This is a genomic window from Maricaulis sp. W15, from assembly GCF_001924955.1.
GTDB classification, from domain to species: Bacteria; Pseudomonadota; Alphaproteobacteria; order Caulobacterales; family Maricaulaceae; genus Maricaulis; species Maricaulis maris.
In genome coordinates this window covers 355,089-379,530 of the sequence record NZ_LQXG01000012.1, presented here as the reverse complement: position 1 = coordinate 379,530, position 24,442 = coordinate 355,089, and the positions used below count along the sequence as shown (strand labels likewise).

Below are 24,442 nucleotides of genomic sequence, written 5' to 3'. Positions count from 1 at the left end.
CCTACTCCGCGTAGCAGACAGCCTTCGCCGCCTTCACAATATCGTCCACGCCCGGCAGAGACAGCTTTTCCAGATTGCCGGCATAGGGCAGCGGGACGTCTTCCTGGTGGACGCGGGCGGGCGGGGCGTCGAGATAGTCGAAGGCCTCGGCAGTGACGACGGCAGCGATCTCGGCACCGACACCCATGCGGCCCCAGCCCTCTTCGGCACAGACGATGCGATTGGTTTTCTTGACCGATTCCACCACGGTATCCGTGTCCAGCGGACGCAAGGTGCGCAGATCGATCACCTCGGCGTCGATGCCCTCGCCGGCCAGGATCTCGGCAGCCTCAAGCGCGTAGCCGACCATGCGGGAATGCGCGGTAATCGTGACGTCAGAACCCGTGCGGCGGATTTTGGCCTTGCCGATCGGCAGGACCCAGTCTTCCACGTCCGGCACGTCAAAGCTCTCGCCATAGATCAGCTCGTGCTCGAGGAAGACGACCGGGTTCGGGTCGCGGATGGCGGCCTTCATCAGGCCCTTGGCATCGGCGGCGTCATAGGGCGCGACGACTTTCAGGCCGGGCACATTGGCGTACCAGGAGGAATAGTCGTGTGAGTGCTGGGCGCCGACGCGGCTGGCGGCGCCATTGGGGCCGCGGAAGACGATCGGACAACCCATCTGGCCGCCGGACATGTAGAGCGTCTTGGCGGCCGAATTGATGATGTGGTCGATGGCCTGCATGGCGAAGTTGAAGGTCATGAACTCGACGACCGGCTTGAGCCCGTTGAAGGCCGCGCCGACACCCAGGCCGGCAAAGCCGTGCTCGGTGATCGGCGTATCAACGACGCGCTTGGGACCGAACTCGTCCAGCAGGCCGCGCGTGACCTTGTAAGCACCTTGGTATTCGGCGACTTCCTCACCCATCACGAAGACGGTGTCGTCGCGGCGCATCTCCTCGGCCATCGCATCACGCAGCGCGTCGCGGACCGTGGTGGAGATCATTTTCGTGCCTTCTGGCACTTCAGGATCAGAGGCCTCCGGGCGGCTATAGTCAATGACCTCCGGCTTGGCGTCGGCCTCGTCGTCGTTTTCGGCGTCATTGGAGCCATTATCGGCCGGCGCCTCATCCTTGGCTTCGGACTTCGCCTTAGGCGTCTCAACCGCGCTCGCATCCTCACCATCCTCAGCCAGGATCGCAATCGGCGCATTGACCTTCACATTCTCGGTGCCTGCGGCGACCAGGAGCTTGGCGACAACACCCTCCTCGACCGCCTCGACTTCCATCGTCGCCTTGTCGGTCTCGATCTCGGCAATCACGTCACCGCTCTCGACGGTGTCGCCTTCCTTGATGTTCCACTTGGCGAGCGTGCCCTCTTCCATCGTCGGGGAAAGGGCCGGCATAAGGATTTCAATCGACATGGCTCTACCTGTCCTGTGTCAAATCTTGTCGTGCGCCGGAGACCGGCACGGCATCAACCGTTGGCGGCTTCGGGTTTGTAACGCAGGGCGTGCTCCCGCATCTTGCCAGCGAACTCCATCAGCGTGTTCATCGGGCGGATCAGCACTTCGATGAGGACCATCCGGCCTTCATCATTGAGGGTAATCTTGTCGATCCCGACCAGACCCTTGCCCTCCACCGTGCCGGTGAATTCGAGCAGGAGCTCATTGCCGTTCACCCATTCCTGGCGATAGTCGAAGCCTTCAACCACCGTGATCACACCCATCAGTATGTGCAGCAGGTAATGCTTGTCAGCCGAGGGTTTCCACACGACCGGCGAATGCAGCTCGCAGCCTTCCGCGATGATCGAGGACAGGCGATTGGCATCGCGCTCGCGCACGGCCTGGTGCCAATTATCGAGGAAGTGTTTCACTTGCGGTGTCATGAAACCTCCACCAACACGTCGGTATAGAGCTCCGACGGATCCGGCTCCGGGCTGTCCTTGGCGAATTGGGCGGCCTCGTTGACGATGGCTTTCACGTCCTTGTCGAGCGCCTTGAGCTCGTCTTCGGTCGCGTGTTTGCCTTCGATCAGGCGTTTCTTGATCAGATCGATCGGGTCGTGATGCGAGCGGATATCGTCGACTTCCTCGCGGGTACGGTATTTGGCCGGATCGGACATGGAGTGGCCGCGATAGCGATAGGTCTTCATCTCGAGAATGTAGGGGCCATTGCCGTCGCGAGCGTGCTTGACGGCTTTCTCAGCAGCGCGTTTGACCGCTTCGACATCCATGCCGTCGACTTCCTCACCGGGTATGCCGAAGGAGATCCCACGCTTGTGCAGCGCCGTTTCCGAGGAGGCGCGCTTGACCGAGGTACCCATGGCATACTGGTTGTTCTCGATCACATAGATGACCGGTAAATTCCACAGCTTGGCCATGTTGAAGCTCTCATAGACCTGGCCCTGATTGGCCGCGCCATCGCCGAAATAGGCGACCGAGAGCTTGCCATTGCCCTTGTACCAGTCAGCAAAGCCCAGACCGGTGCCGAGTGCCACCTGGGCGCCGACAATGCCGTGCCCGCCATAGAATTGCTTCTCGCGCGAGAACATGTGCATCGAGCCGCCCTTGCCGCGCGAATAGCCGCCCTCGCGGCCGGTCAGCTCGGCCATGACACCCTTGGGGTCCATGCCACAGGCCAGCATGTGGGCGTGGTCACGATAGCCGGTAATCACCTGGTCGCCCTCTTCGAGCGCCGCCTGGATGCCGGTAACGACCGCTTCCTGGCCGATATAGAGGTGACAGAATCCGGCGATCAGGCCCATGCCGTAAAGCTGGCCGGCCTTTTCCTCGAAACGGCGCATCATCAGCATCTCGCGATAATACTGAAGCAGCTCGTCTTTTCCGGCCTTTCCCGGCGCGACTGTCTTGGTCGTTTTGGCGGCCGGCTTGGATGCGGCGGTCTTGCTGGTACGCTTGCTGGTCATTAATTCGCACGCGAAGTATGTTGTTCGCGCTCCCATCTGACGTCTATCGCCGCATAGCAGATGCCGCACCGCACCCGCAAGCGGTGAAGCGCAAATTCAATCAGATGGTGTTTTTCAAAAGCGTCCCGGATCGCAGACTAGCGGCGGTCTTCCGTCTCAATTTCCACGATGAATTCACGCGGATGGGCGACATTGAGAATGTCGCGGGCCCGCTCTTCGACATAGTCGAGATCAAGGCTGTCAGAGCGCAGACGCGCCGCTGTGACTTCCAGCGCCTGGCGTTCGGCCTGGGCCAGGGCAAGCTCGGTTTCGGCTTCGCTGATCTCGCTTTTCACGACAATCCAGTTCAGCACGCCCTGCTCGCCCGTCAGCGCGTGATAGCCGAAATAGGCAATCGCGACGGTGAGCAATGCTGTCGTGGAAAAGCGCTTGATCGCGTCCAAAACCCGTACACCCTTGTTGAGACCGGCGCTCATACACCGTGTTCTTCTGCAAGAGTGATTCAACACGATCACACTTTAGGAGTCGTGAATCACGGATTCAGGACTGGGTAAGGGATTGGGCTGGAATGGGGCTGGATGACCCCGTTTTGTCATCCCCGCAGGATGTCCGGCGGGGATGACAAAATGTGGGTGACTAGCTCGCCAGGCCCGACGCGCCGGCATACATCCCGGTCTCGCCCAGCATGCTTTCAATCCGCAGAAGCTGGTTGTACTTGGCGGTGCGGTCAGAGCGGGCCAGCGAGCCGGTCTTGATCTGTCCGCAATTGGTGGCGACAGCAAGATCGGCAATCGTCGCGTCCTCGGTTTCGCCGGAGCGGTGGCTCATCACCGCGCCATAGCCCGAGCGCAGCGCCATGTCGACGGCGTCGAGGGTTTCCGACAGCGTGCCGATCTGGTTGACCTTGACGAGGATCGCGTTGGCGGCCCCGGTCTCGATGCCCTGGGCCAGGCGTTCCGGATTGGTGACGAAGAGATCATCGCCGACCAGCTGGCACTTGCCATCGAGACGCTCGGTCAGAGCACGCCAGCCGTCCCAGTCATCCTCGGCCATGCCATCCTCGATCGAGACGATCGGGTATTTATTGACCAGTTTCTCCAGATATTTCGCAAAGCCGGCGGCGTCATGGCTCTCGTCGGCGCCTTCCAGCACGTATTGGCCATTCTTGTAGAATTCAGTTGAGGCGACATCGAGGGCCAGGGCGACATCCTCGCCCGGCTTGTAGCCGGCCGCCTCGATGGCATCCATGATCACGTCGAGCGCCTGTTCGGCGGAGGTCAGGTGCGGCGCGAAACCGCCCTCATCGCCGACATTGGTGTTGAGACCATCGGCCTTCAGGCGTGATTTGAGGGCATGGAAGACTTCAGCACCGCAACGCAAGGCTTCGGAGAAGCTGGGCAGGCCGACCGGCATGATCATGAATTCCTGGAAGTCGATCGGATTGTCGGCATGGGCGCCACCATTGATGATATTCATCATCGGGGTCGGCAGGACCCGGGCATTCATGCCGCCGATATAGCGGTATAGCGGCAAGCCTTGGACGTCGGCAGCGGCGTGCGCGGTCGCCAGCGACACGCCCAGCATCGCATTGGCGCCGAGACGGGCCTTGTTGGCGGTGCCATCAAGTTCGATCATCGCCTCATCGATACGGCGCTGGTCTTCGGCATCCATGCCGGCAATGGCCTCGAAAATCTCGCCCTCGACCAGGTCGCAGGCTTTCAGGACACCCTTGCCGCCATAGCGTTCACCGCCATCACGCATCTCGACCGCTTCGTGGGCGCCGGTCGAGGCCCCCGACGGCACCGCGGCGCGGCCGAAGGAGCCGTCTTCCAACAGCACGTCGACCTCCACGGTCGGATTGCCCCGGCTGTCGAGGATTTCGCGGGCAATAATGTCGGTGATGGCGGTCATGAGACTCTCTTCGGGATAAAGGCGCGTTGGGCGCTTCATAACCAAGGCTGGCCGGGACGCAAGCCCGAGCATGCCGGCAATGCGCCGTGTTACCGCGAACAGATGAAATAAGTGCGGTGAATGGCGGGTTTGTTGGCTAGAACAGCCCCTCCACCTCACCTGCCCCATTGAGATGGATATCCAGCGCCGCCGGTTTCCGCGGCAGGCCGGGCATGGTCATGATCGCGCCGCAGACAGCGACCACGAAACCGGCCCCGGCCGACAGGCGGACTTCGCGGACATGGAGTTCATGGCCCTCCGGCGCGCCGATCAGGCTCGGATCAGCGGAAAACGAGTATTGCGTCTTGGCCATGCAGACCGGCAATCGCCCGTAGCCCGCCTCCTGCCAGCGCTGCAATTGCTGGCGTGCCGAGCGTTCATAGACCACCGAGCCGGCGCAGTAGATCGAGGTGGCGATTATCTCGATCTTGTCGGCCAGGCTGAGGTCATCACCATAAAGTGGCGCAAAACGGCTCGTGCCGCCCTCCACAAGGGCGCTGACGGCCTCGGCCAGTTTTTCCGCGCCCTGCCCGCCCTCGGCCCAGTGAGTCGCCAGTACGGCCTTGACGCCCCGCGCTTCGCAATAGGACTGGACCGCGGCGATTTCGGCTTCGCTGTCGGCGATGAAATGATTGATGGCGACGACGACCGGTACGCCGAACTTGGCCATGTTTTCGATATGACGGCCGAGATTGGCGCAGCCGGCCTCGACGGCGGCGACATTCTCTCCGCCCAGTTGATCCTTCGGAGTCCCGCCATTCATCTTCAGCGCCCGGATCGTGGCGACCAGGACGGCGGCAGACGGCTCGAGGCCACCCTTGCGGCATTTGATGTCGAAGAATTTCTCGGCCCCCAGATCGGCCCCGAAGCCGGCCTCGGTGACGACATAATCGGCCAGGCGGAGCGCCGTGTCAGTGGCGACCAGCGTATTGCAGCCATGGGCGATATTGGCGAAGGGGCCGCCATGGATGAAGGTCGGCGTGTGTTCCAGCGTCTGCACGAGATTGGGTTGGAAAGCGTCCTTCAAGAGCACCGTCATCGCGCCGGCCGCCCCGATATCAGCGGCCGTGACGCGCGAGCGGTCAGCCCGCTCACCGACCACGATCTTGCCGAGCCGGTCCTCAAGATCCGCCAGATCGCGGGCCAGGCACAGGATTGCCATGACTTCAGAGGCCACCGTGATGTCGAACCCGGCCTCGCGCGGCGTGCCATGGGCCGCGCCGCCCAGCCCGGTGACCAGATTGCGCAGGGAGCGGTCATTCATGTCCATCACCCGGCGAAAGGCGATGCGGCGGGTGTCGAGCTGTTGCTCATTGCCCCAATGGACATGATTGTCGACCAGCGCGGCGAGCAGGTTATGGGCCGAGGTGATGGCGTGGAAATCGCCGGTGAAATGGAGATTGATATCCTCCATCGGCACCACCTGTGCCATGCCACCACCGGCCGCCCCGCCCTTCATGCCAAAACACGGACCCAGGGAGGGCTCGCGCAGGCAGATGGCGACCTTCTTGCCGATCCGGGCGAGACCATCGCCCAACCCGACCGTGGTCGTGGTCTTGCCCTCACCCGCCGGCGTCGGGGAAATCGCCGTCACCAGGATCAGCTTGCCGCGCGGGCGGTCCTTCAGGGTCGCAATATATTCGCCGGAAAGCTTGGCCTTGGAGCGGCCAAAGGGAATGATCGCGTCTGCCGGGACGTCGAGACCAGCTGCGATTTCGACCATGGGCTTGAGCGTCGCCGCACGGGCGATTTCGATGTCACTGGTCATGTCATTCCCTGTGGTGTGGTTTTGCGCCAGTGTGGGCAAGTTGCAGAAGCTTGCAAGCTGTCGAAGATTTCGCCTCATCCAGGCGCCGAAACGTCCACCAAGACAAAGAAAAGCGCGCCAGGTGATGACCTGGCGCGCTTTCTTGTCAGCGTGATCGACCAGCGCTGCCGGTCAGCCGGAAACGACTCAGTCGTCCTTCGGCTCGAGGATCTGGCGACCGCGATACATGCCCGACTTCAGGTCGACATGGTGCGGACGGCGCAGCTCGCCGCTGTCCTTGTCTTCGATGTAGACCGGGGCAGCCAGCTTGTCGTGGGCCCGGCGCATGCCGCGTTTGCTCGGCGTCGTTTTTCTTTTAGGGACGGCCATTGAGCCTCTCCAGCGCTATGAATCAGTGGTCGGGACAGCTTTCACCATCCGTTCGAGCCGCGCCGTATACAGGCTTAATCGACCCGGTGCAAGCATGGCGCGCGGCCTGTTGCAGGCCGCGCTGCTGCTTTGCCTAACCGCCACTGGACAGGCTGACCGATCCGCCCATCGTGCTCCTGGAATGACGCGCCGGCGGATTGCCGTGAATACGCACCGAAGCGCCCATGCTGGCCGAGGCGTCAGCGGCCTCGGTGGCATGCGCAGAGACCGAGGCTCCTGTCGAGGCATCAACCTCCACCCGGGCGCAAACCAGATCGCTGGCGCGCAGGGAGGTGCCGGTCGAGGCATCGATCTCGAGCGATCCGCACCTACCTGACAGGCGGACGGACGAGCCGGTGGCGACATCGACTTCAAGGTCCGCACTGTCGATCCCGGTCACCTCGGCACTGATGCCGCGGCCGAAGGCCAGTTCGCTGATCGCAGGCAGGGTGACCTGTACCACCACATCGAGGCTGTGGCGCCGCGAGAACAAGCCGCTGTGCTGATCGATCTCAAGACGGTGGCCATCGACCTCGGTGTCGATCCGGTCGAAATCATCGGCATCGCCAATCAGCTCAACCGAAAACCCCTCGCCCTGCACGACAACCAGCTCGAACCCGCCATTGGCATCGATGGAATCGAACCCGGTGAGATCGCGGCGCTCGCTGTCCTGGGCGAAGCCCGGCGCGGTGAGTGCAGCAGCCGCCAGAGCGGCGCCAGCGAGGGCGGTGAAACGATAATGATGCATGGCAGTCTCCTTGATCCCGTGGCCGCATAATAACGGCTTTGCCCGTTGGATGCCCGCGACAATGGGTTTAGATGCGCAAGACCTGAAAAAAAATTCAGCCGCCGGTCGCTCGTGGGCGACCGGTAGAGGGGATGAGGATGAAGCTCGAGGAATTTGGCACCTGGTCGCGGCGCATTGCCGACTGGTCGAAAACCTATCTGGAAACCCTGCGCGACCGCCCGGTCCGTCCGGCGACGCGGCCCGGGAATGTCCTCAACGCCCTGCCCGTTTCGCCGCCCGACGGCGCGACCGGCATGGACGAGATTTTCGCCGATTTCGAACGCCTCGTCCCCGACGCCATGACCCATTGGCAGCATCCGCGCTTTTTCGCCTATTTCCCGGCCAACGCGGCGCCCGCCTCCATGCTCGCCGAACAGCTCGTCAACACGATGTCAGCGCAATGCATGCTGTGGCAGACCTCGCCAGCCGCCACTGAAATGGAAACCCGCATGGTCGACTGGCTGCGTCAGGCGCTCGGCCTGCCGACAGGCTGGCGCGGCGTGATCCAGGACAGCGCCTCCTCGGCCACCCTCTCCGCTGTCATGACCATGCGTGAACGAGCACTCGACTGGCGCGGCATCCGCTCCGGACTCAGCGGTGAAGCGGCGCCGCGCGTCTACGCGTCAGCCCAGACCCATTCTTCCGTCGACAAGGCGTGCTGGGTGGCGGGGATCGGTCAGGACAATCTGGTCAAGATCGCCACCACCGACGATTACGGCATGGATCCGGACGCCCTGCGCGCTGCGATCACCGCTGACCGCGCCGCCGGTCATTTGCCGGCCGGCATTGTGATCTGCGTCGGCGGTACCGGTATCGGCGCCATCGATCCGGTCGCGAAGATCATTGAGGTCGCCCGCGAAGAAAATCTCTACACCCATGTCGATGCCGCCTGGGCCGGCTCGGCGATGATCTGCCCCGAGCTGCGCACGAATTGGAACGGCGTCGAGGGCGCCGACAGTATCGTCTTCAACCCGCATAAATGGCTTGGTGCCCAGTTCGATTGCTCGGTGCAGTTCCTGAAGGACCCGACCGACCAGCTCAAATCCCTGACCCTGCGGCCGGATTACCTCGAAACACCGGGCATGGACGACGCCACCAATTACTCCGAATGGACCATCCCGCTCGGCCGCCGCTTCCGGGCGCTCAAACTCTGGTTCCTGATCCGCGCCGACGGGCTGGACGGCCTGCGCACCCGCATCCGCAACCATATCGCCTGGTCAAACGAAGCATGCGAGGCGATCCGCGCCCTGCCCAGCCTCGAAATCGTGACAGAGCCGCGCTTCAGCCTGTTCAGCTTCGCCTGCAAGGCCGGCGATGAGGCCACCGCGGACCTGCTGGAACGCATCAACACCGATGGCCGCACCTATCTCACCCAGACCCGCCATGAGGGCCGCTATGTAATCCGCTTCCAGGTCGGGCAATTTGATTGCACGCGGGAGGATGTGATGGAGGCTGTGCGTGTGATCGGCGAGCTGGGGGGTGTTTGAAGCGGCAGCAATACCGTTGCGCTCGAGGAGCGCATAGCGCGCGAAACTTGCTTCGGCGAAATGAAGAAGTTGTCGCTGATTTAAAAAAGGAACAGACCGATTATGGCGGACACATTGGCGGACCTTGCGAGAAAGGCGCTTGAATCGAGAATGGCCGGGACGGCCTACGATCCGTTTATCAAGGTTGAATGCGCCAGAAATGACGGCCCGTTAGAAGTAAGATTGACCGGTTCAAGAGACGGTTTGCTGTACTTGGCTAAAGAGTGCCTTCGGGTAGCCGAATCCAAAAACGATTGGGTACATGCTCACGTGGACTCGGGAAATATTGGAGATCCCGCAAGCGTTCCGCTCACCATTGCCTTGGAGCAAAAGTGAGACTCCAATTCTGGTCGTCATCCCCCGGTCGACGCGAAGCGACGATCCGGGGGACCTCAGCCATCTTCCACACGCGTGAGTCGAGGTCCCCCGGACAAGCCGGGGGATGACGGTGGTTTCGGGTGTTCTAAATGGTTAAAAACACGGACCTAAGCCCGACACTCCCCTAAACCATCCGGCTCTGTTCCAGCGCCGCCGCGATAAAGCTCGCAAACAGCGGGTGCGGCTCGAACGGCCTTGATTTGAGTTCCGGGTGGAATTGCACGCCGATGAACCAGGGATGGTCCTCGATCTCGACGATTTCCGGCAGCACGCCATCCGGTGACAGGCCAGAGAAGGTCAGGCCGCTCGCTTCCAGCTGGTCCTTGTAGCCGACATTGACCTCATAACGGTGGCGGTGACGCTCTTCGATATGGGCCTGGCCGTAGATCTCGCGGACCTTGGAGCCGTCCTTGAGCACGGCCGGATAGGCGCCCAGGCGCATCGTGCCGCCCATATCGTCGCCGACCTTGCGGGTCTCGACTTCATTGCCGCGGGTCCACTCGGTCAGAAGACCGATCACCGGCTCACCGCGCTCGGAAAATTCCGAGGAGACGGCGGTCGGCACGCCGGCCAGATTGCGGGCCGCTTCCAGCACCGCCATTTGCATGCCGTAGCAGATCCCGAAGAAAGGCACCTTGCGCTCGCGGGCAAAGCGCGCTGCCGCGATCTTGCCTTCAACACCGCGCTCGCCGAAGCCTCCCGGCACGAGCACGCCGTGCACGTCCTCCAGCGGCTCGAAGGCGTCATCCTTCTCGAACTGCTCGCTGTCGAGCCATTTCAGCTTGACCTTCACCCCGTTGGCGATACCGCCATGGGCGAGCGCTTCGATGAGGGATTTATAGGCGTCGAGCAGGCCGACATATTTGCCGACCACGCCGATCGTCACTTCACCATCCGGATTGGCGATGGTCTCGGAAATGCCTTCCCAGCGCGACAGGTCAGGGTCCGGCGCGTCGGCAATGCCGAAACAGCGCAGGATTTCCGTGTCGAGGCCCTGGCGGTGATATTCCAGCGGCACGTCATACAGCGAGGCGGCGTCGCGGCCCTCGATGACGGCGCTTTCCTTGACGTTGCAGAACAGGCCGATCTTGCGCTTGTCGCCGGGCGGGATCGGGATCTCGCAGCGGCACAGAAGTATATCCGGCTGGATACCGATCGAGCGCAGCTCCTTGACCGAGTGCTGGGTCGGCTTGGTCTTCATCTCGCCAGCGACCTTGATGAAGGGCAGCAGTGTGACGTGCAGGAAGACGGCATTGCCATCGCCCAGCTCCTGGCCAAGCTGGCGGATCGCCTCGAAGAAGGGCAGGCCTTCGATATCACCGACCGTGCCGCCAATCTCGCACAGCACAAAATCGACATCGCCGGCATCGGAGAGAACGAATTGCTTGATCTGGTCGGTGACGTGGGGAATCACCTGCACCGTCGCGCCGAGATAATCGCCGCGGCGCTCGCGCTCGATGATGCGCGAATAAATGCGTCCCGTGGTGATATTGTCGGCCTGGCTGGCAGCAACACCCGTGAAGCGCTCGTAATGACCCAGATCGAGATCGGCTTCGGCGCCGTCATCGGTCACATAGCACTCGCCATGCTGATAGGGCGACATCGTGCCCGGATCAACGTTGAGATAGGGGTCCAGCTTGCGCAGGCGGACTTTATATCCACGCGCTTGAAGCAGGGCTCCGATAGCGGCTGAAGCGAGGCCTTTTCCCAAAGAGGAGACCACGCCGCCCGTAATAAAGATATATCGCGGCATGGGCCGTCTGATTATCCCAGATTCGGACGCGTCGGAAGACGCGAGTTGAAATATGTGATGATTAAAGCGGGACCGACTAGCCGTCGGTGGGCACCGGAGCGCCCGTTTCCTCTTGCTCGACAACGCCGGTGGCCGGATTGTCGATCTCGGTATCAAACACGCTCGTGCCCTCGGCCGTGACGCCGGTCACGATGGCGAGCAGGATCGAATTACCGATGAAAACGGCGCCGAGGATCATGGTCGTGCGCGTCAGGATATTGGCTGCGCCGCGGCCCGACATCATGCCGCCGCCGCCACCGCCACCACCGATACCCAGTGCCCCACCTTCCGATCGCTGCAGCAGGATGACGCCAATGAGACCAAGGGCGACCAGGAGCTGGATGATCAAAAGGACTGTGGTCATGAATACCGCCATAAGCCAGAACGCGCCGCCCAGTTGGCAGCCCGTCCAGTGATATAAGGAGTTCCCGGTGCGATGCCAGCACCGCCCGGTCACATGGCGGCGCGTTTTATATCAGGCGAACCGTCTTGGCCAGCATCGTCTGCGGTTTGGGCTGCGGCCGCCTGGGCCGCGAGCTCTGCCTTGCGCTGATTGGCTTCAGCCCGTGCCTGCAGACGCTTGCGCAGATTGGACACGGTGCGTCCGATCTCATTCTTCGAACGCTCGATCGTGTCACCATTGGCGAAAGCGGCATAGCTGCCCATCGCCAATTCCTTGACCAGTTTCAGCCCTGCCGGAGGGGCGTTGCGGCCATCGCCCAGCGCGCCAATCTGCTCAATCAGGGCTTCAGCAACCTCGGCTGCCTCGCGTCGGCCCGCCCGCAGCACATGGGCCCGCAGCTCGCGGGCACCGCGTTGCAGGTCGTTGACATCGAGCGCCACCGGCACCTTGCCCTCATCCGTCTTGGAGGCCTCCAGCTCGACGGAAATGACAATCCGCATGGCGACACGGCGGACCCGCTCGCTGGTTACGGCGTCACGCGCCTCTCTGACCCATTGCTTGCCATTGTTGAGCGCCTGCTCATCATTTTCGACCGTCGCCTTGAGAAAATTCGGGACCGCAATCGGCGGCGCATCGGTCGAGCGCTCCGTATCTTTGCGGCGGTCCGGACCGATATAGTCGGAGGTGACGATGAAATCCTTGCGCCCCTTGATCAGGGTCTTGACGCGCTCCTCGGCAAACATGGTCGAAAAGGGCCGAACGATGACATCATCGGCCCCGCATTCGATCGCCTTGCGGATATGGCCTGTATCGCGGCTCCAGGTCGTCAGCAGCATGACCACAAACGGGTTGCCGCCCAATTCACCGCGGCGCACCGAACGGACGAGATTGAAGATGTCGGCATCGGTGGCGCTGGACTCGGCAACGATCAACGTCGGTGCGCTGTCGGCGATGGCCGACTTGAAGTCCGACAAGGATGAGACGCATTCGATCTGGCGGAACCCGATTTCGAACAAGGCATAACGCGTTGTTCGCTGGTTCACGTGCACAGGATCGAAAAGCAGCACGGAGGCCCGGGCGTAGTCGATTTCGGCCATACTCGGCTCAGCTCCAAAGGCGGCGAATGAAAACTCAGCCTTGGACTGTCCGGCAAATAAGTTTCAATCCACTTACCGTACTTATTCGCGCTTGCGACTTGCCGCTTCGATTATTGCCGTAAAATCAGACGCATTCAGGCTCGCGCCCCCGACCAGCGCACCGTCGACATCGGCCAGGCCCAACAATTCGGCAGCATTGTCAGGCTTCACTGAACCTCCATAGAGAATACAAGAGGTTGCGGGGTTTGGCAGACGCTCGCGAATGGCGGCATGCATGCTCGCGACATCGGCGACGGACGCGGTCAACCCGGTCCCGATCGCCCAGACCGGCTCATATGCTATGACCAAATCCACGCTGGCGGCATTTTCAGGCAGCGAACCGGCGAGCTGACCCGCGACAATCTCGACTTCGCGGCCCGCTTCTCGCTCGGACAGTGTCTCGCCGACACAGATCACCGGGACCAGGCCAGCAGCCAGGGCCGCCTCGACCTTGGCGCGGATATCGGCATCGCGCTCGCCATGATCGGCGCGGCGCTCGGAATGGCCCAGAATGACATGTGTGGCGCCGGCATCACGCAGCATCGCTGCGGAGATATCCCCGGTATGAGCGCCGCTCGGTGCGGCATGACAATCCTGGCCGCCAACCCGGACCACCGTACCGTCACAAGCCCGGGCGGCCTGTTGCAGCAAGGTCGCGGGCGGACAAACCAGCACCGTCGCCGGACTTTTGGCGGCGATGGGTGCAATCGCGCCGAAGAAGCCGAGCGCTTCTGTCAGCCCATGCATTTTCCAATTTCCCGCGATGAGTGTCTGACGCGTCATCTTGCCTCCCCGACCGGCCGATCCATACCCCTGATCCGGCGGCAGGAGTAATCATCAATTCCGGCGTCGGCAACGGTGCAAGCCGACAATCGCAGGACAACCGCCCCTCGCGCTTGCGAGGCCCATACCTCGCCGCTACCTTCCGCGCGACGTTTCCAAAAGGCATTTCGGTACCATGCTGTCCAATTTCCGGTCCTTCGCCCAGTCGCCTCTGGCGCTGATCATCATTGTCCTCCTGGTTCTCGCCTTCGCCATGACCGGCGCCGGCGGGATTTTCACCGGCAGCGGCACCGCTGTCGTCGTGGTTGGCAATGAGCAAGTCAGCCAACGCGAACTGGCCTATGCCTTCGACCGCGAAGTGCAGCGCCTGCAACAGCAAAACCCCGAAATCACCCGCGAAATGGCGCGCGAGGAAGGCATCGCCAACCAGGTCCTGCAACAGCAGATCACCTTCGCCACCCTGGCTGCCCGCGCCCATGAGCTTGGCCTCGCCATCTCTGATGCCGCCGTCGTGCGCGAGGCCGCCGCGATCCCGGCTTTCCGCAATCCGGTCACCGAACGCTTTGATCCGGACACGATGCGCTCGGCGCTGCAGCGCGTCGGGATGACCGAAGATCAATTCGCCAATGATGTCGAAGGCGACATGCTGCGCTCGCAGCTGATGGGCGCATTGACCCGCCTTGCCGACCTGCCGGACCAGATCGCCGCGACGCGTTATCTCGTGGCTGAAGAACAGCGCCGCATGTCCGCGCTCGTGCTTGACGCCTCGACCGCTGACGAGATCGCCGATCCGACCGACGAACAATTGCAGGCTTTTATCACCGAGACCCCCGGCCAGAACGGCCAGCCTCTATTCACCCGTCCGGAATTCCGGGCCATCACGCTGGTCCGTTTCCAGCTCGACGATTTCATCCGCGATGTTGCTGTCGACGAGACGGTATTGCGTGAGACCTATGACTATCTCGTGGAAACCAACCAGATCGGCACCCCGGCGCTGCGCAGCTTCACGCAGCTGACGGCGCCCGACCAAGCCACGGCCGAAGCCGCCGCCGAGCGTCTCGCCAATGGCGAAAGCGCCGCCCTGATCGCGAGCGAGCTCGGCCTTGATGCGCCGCTCACCCTGGACAATGCCCAGCGCTACGAAGTGCCTGACACCCAGTTGGCCGACGCCGTTTTCGCCATGTCACAGGACGAAGCCCGGGCAGTGGAAGGCCGTTTCGGCTGGAGCGCCGTCCAGGTGACGCTGGCCGAAGAGGCCAATCTGCCCAGCTTTGAGGATGAGCGCGAACGCCTCCAGGCCGACGCCGCTCGCGCCCAGGCGACTGACGACATGTATGGTGCCATCTCGGCCTTCGAAGCCGCACGCGAAGACGGTGCCTCGCTTGAGGTCGCCGCTGAATCGAGCGGCACACCACTGGAGATTTACCAGCCGCTGGCCCAAAACTCCTTCGACGAAAATCTCGACTTCGATCCGGAGCGCTATCAAGCGCTGGCTGCAGAAATCCTGCCGGTCGCCTTCGCACAGGTAGAGGGTTTCGCAATCGACCTGCAGACCTACAACGACACGGATTTCTTCACCCTGCGGGTCGATTCGATTGTCCCCAGCCGTCCGTTTGAGTTGGAAGAAGTCCGCGAGCAGGCGGAAAGCCGCTGGCGCTCGATTCAAGTCGACACCCAGTTGCAGGCCCGGGCCGAGGACGCACTCGCCCAACTCGAGGCCGGAGACGATCTCGAGCTCGTCTCACTGACCGCAGGCGGCCGCACCGAAAGCTCGACGCTGCGACGCGACCAGACTGCTGGCGGATTCACCCGCGGCGCGGTCTCAACGGCCTTTTCCATGACGCCCGGCGAATACCGGATGCAACAGGTCGCCGAAGGCCGTTATCTCGTCCTGACGGTCGATGAAGTCATTCCTGCCGACATTGCCGCCGCACCGGCAGCGGATCTGGCCGGTATCGAAGGCGATCTCGTCAGCGAGTTCGGCAATGACGTGGTCTTCGCAACCCGCGACTTCCTGCTGCGTGAATACGAGATCACCGACGCATCTATCGACAACCGCCTCTACTCCCTGGCCATCGGCGAGACCGATCCCAGCACACCGCAATGACGCCGCACGCGCCGATCACGCCGGATTTCACCACCGTCGCCGAACGTCTCGAACGCGGCGAGACCTGCGTCATCCAGGCCCGGCGTGTCGATGACCTGCTGACCCCGGTTGCGGCCTATCTGCGGCTGGCGGCGGATCAAGCCAACACGTTCCTTCTGGAATCGGTTGAGGGCGGCGCCTGGCGCGGTCGCTATTCGGCGATCGGGCTCGATCCGGACCTTCTGTGGCAGTGCCGCGATGGCGTCGCCAGCGAAGCCCGCGGCATGGATGTCGCGGCGCGGCGCTTCACCCCGATTGACACCGAACCGATGGCCGCCCTTCGCGACGTCATTGAAGCCGCCCACTGCCCCCTGCCCGACGACGCACCGCCCTTGGCGTCCGGTCTGTTCGGCTATGTCGGCTATGACATGGTCCGCTATCTGGAACGCCTGCCCACCGGAGCCGCGCCGGACCCGCTCGGCCTGCCCGAATCGATCCTGCTGCGACCACAGACCATGGTCGTCTTCGATGCCTTGAAACAGGAAATCCAGGTCTATTGTCCGGTCCGCCCCGGCGAATTTTCGGCCCGGGAAGCCTATGACGCCGCGGTCGAACGCCTGCAAACCACCTTGCAGAAATTGGCTGGCGGCACGCCGGAACCGGCTCGCCCGGCCGGCCAGCTCGGCGCGCGTCAGTCCAATCAGAGTGAGGACAGCTACCGCCAGGCCGTCGATGCAGCCCGGGCCTATATCCGCGCCGGCGACGCGTTCCAGGTCGTGCCCAGCCAGCGTTTTTCCGCTGACTATCCGGCTGACCCGTTCTGGCTCTACCGCTCGCTGCGCCGCCTCAATCCGTCGCCCTTCCTCTTTTTCTTCCGCTTTGACGGGTTTGAAGTAGTCGGCTCCAGTCCGGAAATCCTGGTCCGCTTGCGTGATGATGTGGTGACTATCCGGCCGATCGCCGGCACCCGTCCACGCGGCAGAACCCCGGCCGAGGATGACGCCCACGAGGCGGACCTGCTGGCCGACCCGAAGGAGCGCTCGGAACATCTCATGCTGCTCGATCTCGGGCGCAATGATGTCGGTCGGATCGCCAAGCCCGGCTCGGTGCGGATCACGGCCCGAGAGATCGTCGAGCGCTACAGCCACGTCATGCACATCGTCTCAAACGTCGAAGGTGACCTGGCCGCCGGGGAGGATGTTGTCTCGGCCCTGTTCGCCGGCTTCCCGGCCGGAACCGTGTCGGGCGCACCGAAAGTTCGGGCGATGGAAATCATTGACGAGCTGGAGCCGCATCGTCGCGGCGTCTATGCGGGTGCCGTCGGCTATTTCAGCGCCGATGGCGGCATGGACACGGCCATCGCCCTGCGCACGGCGGTGTTCAAGGATGGCCGGATGTATGTCCAGGCCGGCGCCGGCGTTGTGCTCGACAGCGATCCCGAGTCGGAACGGGTCGAAACCGTCAACAAGGCGGAAGCCCTATTCCGCGCCGCGATTGATTCCCTCGACAATTGAGGCCTGCAGGCCGGGCTCGGCGACGAAGAGTTGGTCGGCGAGGTCGCTGACGGTCACGAACTCGACCTCAGCCGCCTCCGGACTGTCCAGCCAGGCTTCAAGCGTTTCCAGCGTCAGCGCGTGCGGATGGCCGATCACGACGGCATGCCCGTCGGCGCGCGCCAAGGCCGCGGCCTCGTCCAGGCGGGCCCGGATCGAGCCGGCATCGAGGTCATGATCGAGGAAGATGTCACGCTCCAGCGACCGCAGGCCGAGTCCCGACGCGACGGCGCGGCCACGGCTCTGCGCGGTCGTCAGGCTGTCGAGAAATAGCGGGCTTTCATGGCTGATAGCGGCCAGCGCGACACGGAGAGCGCGCGGATCAGCGGTAAAGCGGCTGCCCATATGATTGTTGAGACCGATCGCGCCCGGCACCCGGGCCATCGCCCAACGCACCCGCGCCTGTAGATCGGCATCGCTGAGGCCGAGCCGCAGCGCGTTCGGTCCCGGATCGGCCAGTCCGACCGGCTCCATCGGCATGTGCAGCAACACATCATGCCCATTGGCTTGCGCCAGCGCGGCCAGGCTCGCGGACGCCTCGGCGTAGGGCAGGATTGCGAGGGTCAATGGCACGGGCAGCGCAATGACGCGCTCGGCAGCGGCGACGTCCAGTCCGGCATCATCGATCACCAGCACGATTTGCGGTCGCCGCGCTGTGACCGGCGTGGCCACTGTGAGGTCGGTGATGACCGGGATCATATTTGATGCAGCTATGTCGATCGGCGCGTCCAAGTCATCGGTTTGTGAGGCGATTGCGACCGAATCCAGCGAATCAAAATTGCGGACGCGGCTGACGCGTATCCCCTGATGTTGGGACGTCTCCTCCGCCGAGGCCATGGCCGGCATCGGGAAACCGCCGTTGCTGGCGACAGAAAACACAATTGCACCAAGCAGATAGGCCGCAGCTGCCAAGGCCCCGGCGAAAGCCGGGATGGCTGAATGGCGGGCCTTGATCAATGTCGGAGCAGAGCGGGTCATGACCCCAGCACGCGCCAGCCTGGTTAATCAGGCGTTAATGCACTTGCAGGATTGGCGAAGCCCGGCCCGGCGACTAGCTTTCATGCCAAGGAGAGCCGCATGCTGCTGATCATCGACAATTACGACAGCTTCACCTTCAACCTGGTGCATTATTTCCAGGAGCTGGGGGCGCAGACCAAGGTCGTGCGCAATGATGCGCTGACCGTCGACGAGGCATTGGCCTTGCAGCCGAGCGGGATCGTGCTGTCACCGGGCCCGTGTGCACCGGACCAGGCCGGGATCTGTCTCGATCTGATTGCTGCTGCGCCTAATACGATGCCGATCCTGGGCGTCTGCCTCGGTCATCAGTCAATCGGTCAGGTTTTCGGCGGCGAGGTGATCTCGGCCAAGACCATCATGCACGGCAAGACCAGCCCGGTGGTGCATGATGGCAGTGGTATCTTTACCGGACTGCCAAGCCCGTTCACCGCGACCCGCTATCATTCCCTCGCGGTACGGCCGGAGAGCCTGCCGGACATGCTGGTCGCGACCGCCCACACTGCCGACGGCGAGATCATGGGGCTGGCCCACCGCACGCGTCCGGTGCATGGCGTGCAATTCCATCCCGAATCCATCGCCTCGGAACACGGCCACGCCCTGCTGCGCAACTTCCTCGACCTGACCGGCCTGCCCCGCGCCCAGGCGGCGTGATCGGGCGGCACGACCAGGCCGCACGCACATGGCAACGGCCAGCGGGCGTTGAAATGCCAGCGGCCCCGCGCTAGGTCCTTCCGGTTCGCTTTGTTCAACCCGGTGACAGGTATGCCGTTTTGCGCCCTTTCATGTCTCGCCCACCCGGCCGCCTTGGCCGGTCCGGTCGGCATGGCGGCGTCGACGCGCGTTCGATACGCTCAGCCGGCCACGCGATGGCGCAGCCCCCATCGATGGCGCAAGACCGCCTCCTGACGACCCTGCGGGGTGATGGCGTCCGGCCTCAAGCCGGATTTGAAAATAGCTGGCGAAACGACTGACAATGCAAAATATTTCCCTGTGCCTGAATGCCTTTTCACGCGGCACCTATCCCGAGGACGCCGCCATTGCCGGCGCCTTTGACGAACTCATGTCCGGCGATGTTGCGGATGCCGCCATCGGCGGCTTCCTGATCGGTCTCGCCGCAATCGGCGAGCGCCCTGTCGACATTGCCGCCGGCGCCCGCGCCATGCGCAGCCGGATGACCCGTATCACCGCTCCCGAAGGCGCCATCGACACGTGCGGCACGGGAGGTGACGGCAAGGGCGCCTGGAATATATCGACCGCCGCCGCGATCATCGCGGCTGGCGCCGGCGCCATTGTCGCCAAGCATGGCAACCGGGCCGCCTCCTCCAAGTCCGGCTCCTCCGACGTCCTGGCCCAGCTCGGCGTCAAGCTCGACTGTCCGCCACAAGTGGTCGAACGGGCCTTGCTCGAAGCCCGCGTCGGCTTCCTCTACGCCCCGGCACACCATGCTGCCGTGCGTCATGTCGGTCCGGCCCGTCAAAATCTCGGCGTGCGTACCGTGTTCAACCTGCTTGGTCCGCTGTCCAACCCGGCCGGCGTCAAGCGTCAGCTGCTCGGCGTCTATGACAAGCGCTGGCTGGTGCCGATGGCCGAAGCGCTGCGCAATCTGGGCTGTGAGCATGCACTCTTGATGTGCGGCGAGGACGGGATGGACGAGTTGACCACGACCGGTCGCTCGAACATTGCCGAACTGCGCGACGGGGTGATCCGGGAATACAGCTTCCATCCCGAAGAGGCCAGCCTGCCTCTGGCCAGCGCCGAGGCACTGCAGGGCGGCTCGCCGCAGATGAATGCCGACGCCATCCGCGCCTTGCTCGACGGTGAGACCGGCGCCTTCCGCGACATTGCCGTGCTCAATGCCGGCGCCGCCCTGCTCCTGGCCGGACTGGCCGACAGCATTGCCGATGGCACCCGCCTGGCAGAAGCGGCCGTTGATGACGGGCGTGCCAAGACCGCCCTCGCCCGTATGGTCGCCATTTCACACGGGGAGGCGTGAGCCATGAGCACCCGCCCCGAGACCATGCCTGACACGCTGGCCCGCATCGGCGCCTACAAGCGCGAGCATATCGCGGCCTGCAAACAGGCGCGCCCTTATGCCGAGATCGCCGCCGCGGCGCGCGATGTGGCGCCGGTACGCGGCTTTGCCAAGGCCCTCGCTGTCGCACCGGACGGCCTCGGCCTGATCGCCGAGATCAAGAAGGCCAGCCCGTCGAAAGGCCTGATCCGCGCCGATTTCGATCCGCCCGCCCTCGCCCGCGCCTATGAGGCCGGCGGGGCGAGCTGCCTGTCCGTGCTGACCGATACGCCCAGTTTTCAGGGCGCCGATACCTTCCTCACCGAGGCCCGCAATGCCGTCGCCCTGCCGGCCCTGCGCAAGGATTTCATGTATGATCGTTACCAGGTTGCCGAGGCCCGCCTACTCGGGGCCGATGCGATCCTGGTGATCATGGCGGCGGTTGATGATGACACCGCCCGCCAGCTGATCGAGGAAGCCAATGCCTGGTCGCTCGACGTGCTGGTGGAAGTCCATGACGCCGCCGAGATGGAACGGGCGCTGGCGCTCGACGCGCCCCTGCTCGGTGTCAACAACCGCAATCTGCGGACCTTCGAGACATCCCTCGACACATTCGACGCGCTGGCGCCGATGGTGGCTGATGACCGGCTGCTGGTCGCCGAGAGCGGGATTTTCGGCCGTGATGACGCCTTGCGCCTGAAACAGGCCGGTGCCCGCGCCCTGTTGGTCGGCGAAAGCCTGATGCGTCAGGACGATGTCCGGACAGCAACGGCGACCCTGTTGGGCCGTCCGGCGACCGCTTGACGACATTTCAGAACACTTGTAGAACAAACACTCCTATTCCTGATTTGTTCCCGCAGGCCTGCGCCTGATTCCGGGAATGCGAACAAGGGGGTTGCCTTGCTGACGCGGAAACAGAACGAGCTCTTGCTCTTCATCCATCAACGCATCAAGGAAACCGGCGTCTCGCCCTCCTTCGACGAGATGAAGGGCGCGCTGCAACTGGCCTCCAAATCCGGTGTTCACCGCCTGATCACGGCACTGGAGGAGCGCGGCTTCATCCGTCGCCTCGCCCATCGCGCCCGGGCACTGGAAGTGCTCAAATTGCCCGAATCAGCGGCGGCGGCTGAAACGCCGAGCCTGCCACGCGGCAATCTCGGCCCCAATGTCGTGCGCGGCAATTTCGCCAAGCCCGAGGAAAGCCCGCGCGAATCGACGGTCGACATACCCGTGCTCGGCCGGATCGCCGCCGGCGTGCCCATCTCGGCCATCCAGCATGAAACCGACCGCCTGCCCGTCCCTGCGGACATGGTCACCGGCGGCGAGCATTTCGCGCTTGAGGTGAAGGGCGATTCGATGATCGAGGCCGGTATCATGGATGGCGACACTGTCCTCATCCGGCGCTGCCAGTCTGCCGAGTCCGGTGATATCGTGGTCGCCTTGGTTGATGACGAGGAAGCCACGCTCAAACGCCTGCGCAAAAAAGGCGGCTCAATCGCCCTGGAAGCGGCCAATCCCGAATACGAGACCCGCATTTTCGGCCCCGATCGGGTCAAGGTGCAAGGACGTCTTGTGGGACTGATCCGGCGTTATCACTGACGACGTGATTGCTTTGCTTGGCAACTTCGATGCGCACGGTTTGAATCGTCCTTGGACGCTGTCACAGCCATAGGCGCAGGTCGCAGGTGCGCTCTACAGGCGCCGCCTGTGTGCCGTTTGGAACGCACCGGTGGACGCCGGCTCTTGTTCCAGATTCAGCTCCTGCCGCGCCGCGACGATGGTCCGGGATCAGGCGGGCAAGGGACCGTCGCAAATCGCCACCGCCATCAACGCCCGTGCCAGGGGCGTGCACCGACCAATGGCCGTGCACGCTGGATCGCGACCAGTTGACCATCACGCAGATGCAGTGACTGGCCACCGGTTCTCGCCAACTCATCGGCATCGATGATCCGGGCTTGGCATTGGCGGGCAATTGCCGGCGGCACCGCAAGATCAGCCACAATGAGGTCGGCGCGGGAACAATCGGTCGGCCAATCCTGCAGCGACGACAAGCGGGTCACCCGCACGCCCTGGAGCCGGGCATTGCAGCCATGGCTGTCACAATTGGCATCCCAGACTGCCGGCGCCGGATCCGCCACCCCGCGCGCCTCGAGGAACACCCGCGCTGCAAAGCGTGAGCGGCGCCGGTCGCTGACCACCCAGCCGGTGGCGTCATCTCGGGCGAGGATCAATCCGGTCTCGGAGATGAAGAGATCCGGCTGCGGCAGCACGGCCCACAAACCCAGCGCCGCTGCCATCACGGCGGCCCCGCTCCAGCGCCACAGTCCACGAACCAGAAGGCTGGCGACAAAGCCGGCCGCAAACAAGGCCAGAACCAAGCCCGGCGTTGCCGGCAGATAACGCTGCGCGCCCGGCCAGTCGGCGACCATGTGGGCCAGTGCCAGCATGATCGATAACCCCCACTCCATGACGGCGAAGGCCGGACCATCCAGACCGACGGGTATCAGCACCAGGCCGAGCACGCCAGCCGGCATGACCAGCAAGGAGAAAATCGGCATCACCAGCAGATTGCCGGCCAGGCCGAAGCTGGCGACGCGGTGAAAATGGAAGGCGGCAAACCCGGCCGTTGCCGTGCCGGCAACCAGGCTGGTCGTGCCCAAACCACCGAAGAACAACCGTATCTGCGACAAGGCGCCAGCCTGCGAGCCACGGCGGGACCGGTCCTGCCACAGCCGCGCCACCGTGATCAGCGCTGCCGCCGCGGAAAACGACATCTGAAAGCCCGGCGTGATCACGGCTTGGGGCTGCAAGGCAAGGACGGCAATGACGGCAAGGCTCAGCGTGTGCAGCGACAGGGCGCGGCGTCCGAGAATGACTGCACCGAGCACCGAAACCGTCATGATGAAGGCGCGCTGGGTCGGGATCGTACCGCCGGACAGGACCAGATATCCCACTGCGAACACCAATGCCACCCAAGCCGCCGGCACAGCGGCATCATAGCGCCGCGCCCAAGGAAAGATGGTGGCCAGACCGAGACGGACGGCGAAAAAGACCCCGCCGGCCAGCAAAGCCATATGCATGCCGGAGATCGCCAGGACATGTCCAAGCCCGGCCCTTCGCAGCGCTTCGACATCACCCGGATCGATATGGGCCCGGTCACCGGTCAGGAGGGCCGCTGCCAGCGCACCGGGGCGGGCCTGCATGCGCGAGCGGATATGCCGGGACATGTCGGCCCGCAATCGGGCCACCGCGCGGGCTGCCCGGTCCTGGTGCACGGGAGGGCCGGCCTCGGCCGGGGCAATGCCGTATCCTGTCGCGACGATGTCACGAAAGGCTGCGTGAAAGGCAAAATCATAGCCGCCCGGCACCGCGGCCGGTCGCGGCGGTGCCAGCACAGCGCGAAGCCGGATCGCGTCGCCGGGCCGGATACCGGCCGGATCACCAAGAACTCTTACCCTTTGCGGCCTAGCCCCATCATCGGCGGCGACGAGACGCAGCAACAGGCGTTGTCGGCCACCGCCGCTGCGATCGATCGCTTCCAGCCAACCGGTCAGCTCGACCGCGCGATCCCCGGTCACAAATGGTTCGCGGTCATGATGGGCCGCTGTGTAGCGGGTTGCGTGCCAGCCAAAGAGCGCGGTTGCGACCAGGAAAATCGCCAGAAGTCCGGCTAGCCGATCCGCCCCAATTCGGCTGGCGGGGGAAATGCGAACCGTGGCCAGGAGCACGCCCGCGACCGCGACCGGCAAGGCAATCAGCCCCCATCCCGGCTCGACCGGGGCGGAAAAATAACTCGCACACCCGGTCATTGCGCCCAGGCTGCCAACAATGGTCGGGCTGAAATCCGCAAGCGGATCAACGCGATTGCCCGGTGAGTTCCGGCTATTTGCCGCGCGTTGCGGCAGGATTGCGTCAGGTTGAAGCATCAAGCAGCCTAC

21 protein-coding genes are annotated in these 24,442 nt (G+C 63.5%); 7 read left to right on the top strand and 14 right to left on the bottom strand.

The features are described from left to right. Window position 1 precedes the first annotated feature (1 nt). The 8 genes from AWH62_RS07215 to AWH62_RS07180 all read right to left on the bottom strand — a co-directional run bounded on the left by AWH62_RS07215 (window position 2) and on the right by AWH62_RS07180 (window position 7,780). Window positions 2-1,402, bottom strand: coding sequence for a pyruvate dehydrogenase complex E1 component subunit beta (locus tag AWH62_RS07215; protein WP_075189800.1), 1,401 nt, complete (start codon window positions 1,400-1,402; stop codon window positions 2-4). A gap of 53 nt (window positions 1,403-1,455) precedes the next feature. Continuing rightward, window positions 1,456-1,866: a hypothetical protein gene (locus tag AWH62_RS07210; protein ID WP_075189799.1), complete on the bottom strand. Its 411-nt coding sequence runs from the start codon at window positions 1,864-1,866 to the stop codon at window positions 1,456-1,458. Next, on the bottom strand, window positions 1,863-2,906 hold the full coding sequence (pdhA, locus tag AWH62_RS07205) for a pyruvate dehydrogenase (acetyl-transferring) E1 component subunit alpha (protein WP_075189798.1): 1,044 nt from the start codon (window positions 2,904-2,906) through the stop codon (window positions 1,863-1,865). Before pdhA ends, AWH62_RS07210 begins: the two co-directional genes overlap by 4 nt. 137 nt (window positions 2,907-3,043) lie before the next feature. Then, a complete protein-coding gene (locus tag AWH62_RS07200; RefSeq protein ID WP_075189797.1) occupies window positions 3,044-3,382 on the bottom strand; it encodes a septum formation initiator family protein in 339 nt (112 codons plus the stop codon). Window positions 3,383-3,542: 160 nt separating this feature from the next. Continuing rightward, window positions 3,543-4,817: a phosphopyruvate hydratase gene (eno, locus tag AWH62_RS07195; protein ID WP_075189933.1), complete on the bottom strand. Its 1,275-nt coding sequence runs from the start codon at window positions 4,815-4,817 to the stop codon at window positions 3,543-3,545. 136 nt (window positions 4,818-4,953) lie between these two features. After that, on the bottom strand, window positions 4,954-6,624 hold the full coding sequence (locus AWH62_RS07190; protein WP_075189796.1) for a formate--tetrahydrofolate ligase: 1,671 nt from the start codon (window positions 6,622-6,624) through the stop codon (window positions 4,954-4,956). A 186-nt stretch (window positions 6,625-6,810) separates the two neighbouring features. Then, window positions 6,811-6,993: a 50S ribosomal protein L32 gene (gene rpmF / locus AWH62_RS07185; RefSeq protein ID WP_075189795.1), complete on the bottom strand. Its 183-nt coding sequence runs from the start codon at window positions 6,991-6,993 to the stop codon at window positions 6,811-6,813. Between the two features lie 133 nt (window positions 6,994-7,126). Further along, complete coding sequence (locus AWH62_RS07180) at window positions 7,127-7,780, bottom strand: head GIN domain-containing protein (RefSeq protein ID WP_075189794.1); 654 nt, start codon at window positions 7,778-7,780, stop codon at window positions 7,127-7,129. Window positions 7,781-7,917: 137 nt separating this feature from the next. On the opposite strand from AWH62_RS07180, the gene AWH62_RS07175 reads away from it, so the two are divergent. Further along, window positions 7,918-9,306, top strand: a complete 1,389-nt coding sequence (locus AWH62_RS07175) for a pyridoxal-dependent decarboxylase (RefSeq protein WP_075189793.1) — start codon at window positions 7,918-7,920, stop codon at window positions 9,304-9,306. Between the two features lie 541 nt (window positions 9,307-9,847). Here the strand turns inward: AWH62_RS07175 and AWH62_RS07165 are convergent. From AWH62_RS07165 to tpiA, 4 genes are all read right to left on the bottom strand, one after another. After that, window positions 9,848-11,476: a CTP synthase gene (locus AWH62_RS07165; RefSeq protein ID WP_075189791.1), complete on the bottom strand. Its 1,629-nt coding sequence runs from the start codon at window positions 11,474-11,476 to the stop codon at window positions 9,848-9,850. 76 nt (window positions 11,477-11,552) lie between these two features. Beyond that, window positions 11,553-11,879 carry a preprotein translocase subunit SecG gene (secG, locus tag AWH62_RS07160; RefSeq protein WP_075189932.1) on the bottom strand — a complete coding sequence of 109 codons (327 nt, stop codon included), beginning with the start codon at window positions 11,877-11,879 and terminating at the stop codon, window positions 11,553-11,555. 89 nt (window positions 11,880-11,968) lie between these two features. Beyond that, the gene (locus tag AWH62_RS07155) at window positions 11,969-13,015 is read right to left on the bottom strand and encodes a hypothetical protein (protein ID WP_075189790.1); all 1,047 of its coding nucleotides are present in this window, start codon (window positions 13,013-13,015) and stop codon (window positions 11,969-11,971) included. Window positions 13,016-13,096: 81 nt separating this feature from the next. Beyond that, complete coding sequence (gene tpiA / locus AWH62_RS07150; RefSeq protein WP_075189789.1) at window positions 13,097-13,837, bottom strand: triose-phosphate isomerase; 741 nt, start codon at window positions 13,835-13,837, stop codon at window positions 13,097-13,099. A gap of 175 nt (window positions 13,838-14,012) precedes the next feature. Here tpiA and AWH62_RS07145 point away from each other — a divergent pair, with 175 nt between their 5' ends. Both AWH62_RS07145 and trpE read left to right on the top strand, forming a co-directional pair. After that, a complete protein-coding gene (locus AWH62_RS07145) occupies window positions 14,013-15,944 on the top strand; it encodes a peptidylprolyl isomerase (RefSeq protein ID WP_075189788.1) in 1,932 nt (643 codons plus the stop codon). Next, window positions 15,941-17,437 carry an anthranilate synthase component I gene (gene trpE, locus AWH62_RS07140; RefSeq protein ID WP_075189787.1) on the top strand — a complete coding sequence of 499 codons (1,497 nt, stop codon included), beginning with the start codon at window positions 15,941-15,943 and terminating at the stop codon, window positions 17,435-17,437. The genes AWH62_RS07145 and trpE overlap by 4 nt, the downstream gene beginning before the upstream one ends. Here the strand turns inward: trpE and AWH62_RS07135 are convergent. After that, a complete protein-coding gene (locus tag AWH62_RS07135) occupies window positions 17,402-18,454 on the bottom strand; it encodes a divergent polysaccharide deacetylase family protein (RefSeq protein ID WP_083635063.1) in 1,053 nt (350 codons plus the stop codon). The genes trpE and AWH62_RS07135 overlap by 36 nt on opposite strands. 99 nt (window positions 18,455-18,553) lie before the next feature. Between AWH62_RS07135 and AWH62_RS07130 the strand changes: the two genes are divergently transcribed. The 4 genes from AWH62_RS07130 to lexA all read left to right on the top strand — a co-directional run bounded on the left by AWH62_RS07130 (window position 18,554) and on the right by lexA (window position 22,103). Further along, window positions 18,554-19,144 (top strand): aminodeoxychorismate/anthranilate synthase component II, encoded by a 591-nt coding sequence (locus AWH62_RS07130; RefSeq protein WP_075189785.1) that lies wholly within the window; start codon window positions 18,554-18,556, stop codon window positions 19,142-19,144. 322 nt (window positions 19,145-19,466) lie between these two features. Further along, window positions 19,467-20,486 (top strand): anthranilate phosphoribosyltransferase, encoded by a 1,020-nt coding sequence (trpD, locus tag AWH62_RS07125; protein ID WP_075189784.1) that lies wholly within the window; start codon window positions 19,467-19,469, stop codon window positions 20,484-20,486. A 24-nt stretch (window positions 20,487-20,510) separates the two neighbouring features. After that, a complete protein-coding gene (trpC, locus tag AWH62_RS07120; protein WP_075189931.1) occupies window positions 20,511-21,308 on the top strand; it encodes an indole-3-glycerol phosphate synthase TrpC in 798 nt (265 codons plus the stop codon). Window positions 21,309-21,404: 96 nt separating this feature from the next. Then, window positions 21,405-22,103: a transcriptional repressor LexA gene (lexA, locus tag AWH62_RS07115; RefSeq protein WP_075189783.1), complete on the top strand. Its 699-nt coding sequence runs from the start codon at window positions 21,405-21,407 to the stop codon at window positions 22,101-22,103. 227 nt (window positions 22,104-22,330) lie between these two features. On the opposite strand, the gene AWH62_RS07110 is transcribed toward lexA, so the two are convergent. After that, window positions 22,331-24,430 carry a ComEC/Rec2 family competence protein gene (locus AWH62_RS07110; RefSeq protein WP_075189782.1) on the bottom strand — a complete coding sequence of 700 codons (2,100 nt, stop codon included), beginning with the start codon at window positions 24,428-24,430 and terminating at the stop codon, window positions 22,331-22,333. Window positions 24,431-24,442: the final 12 nt, after the last annotated feature.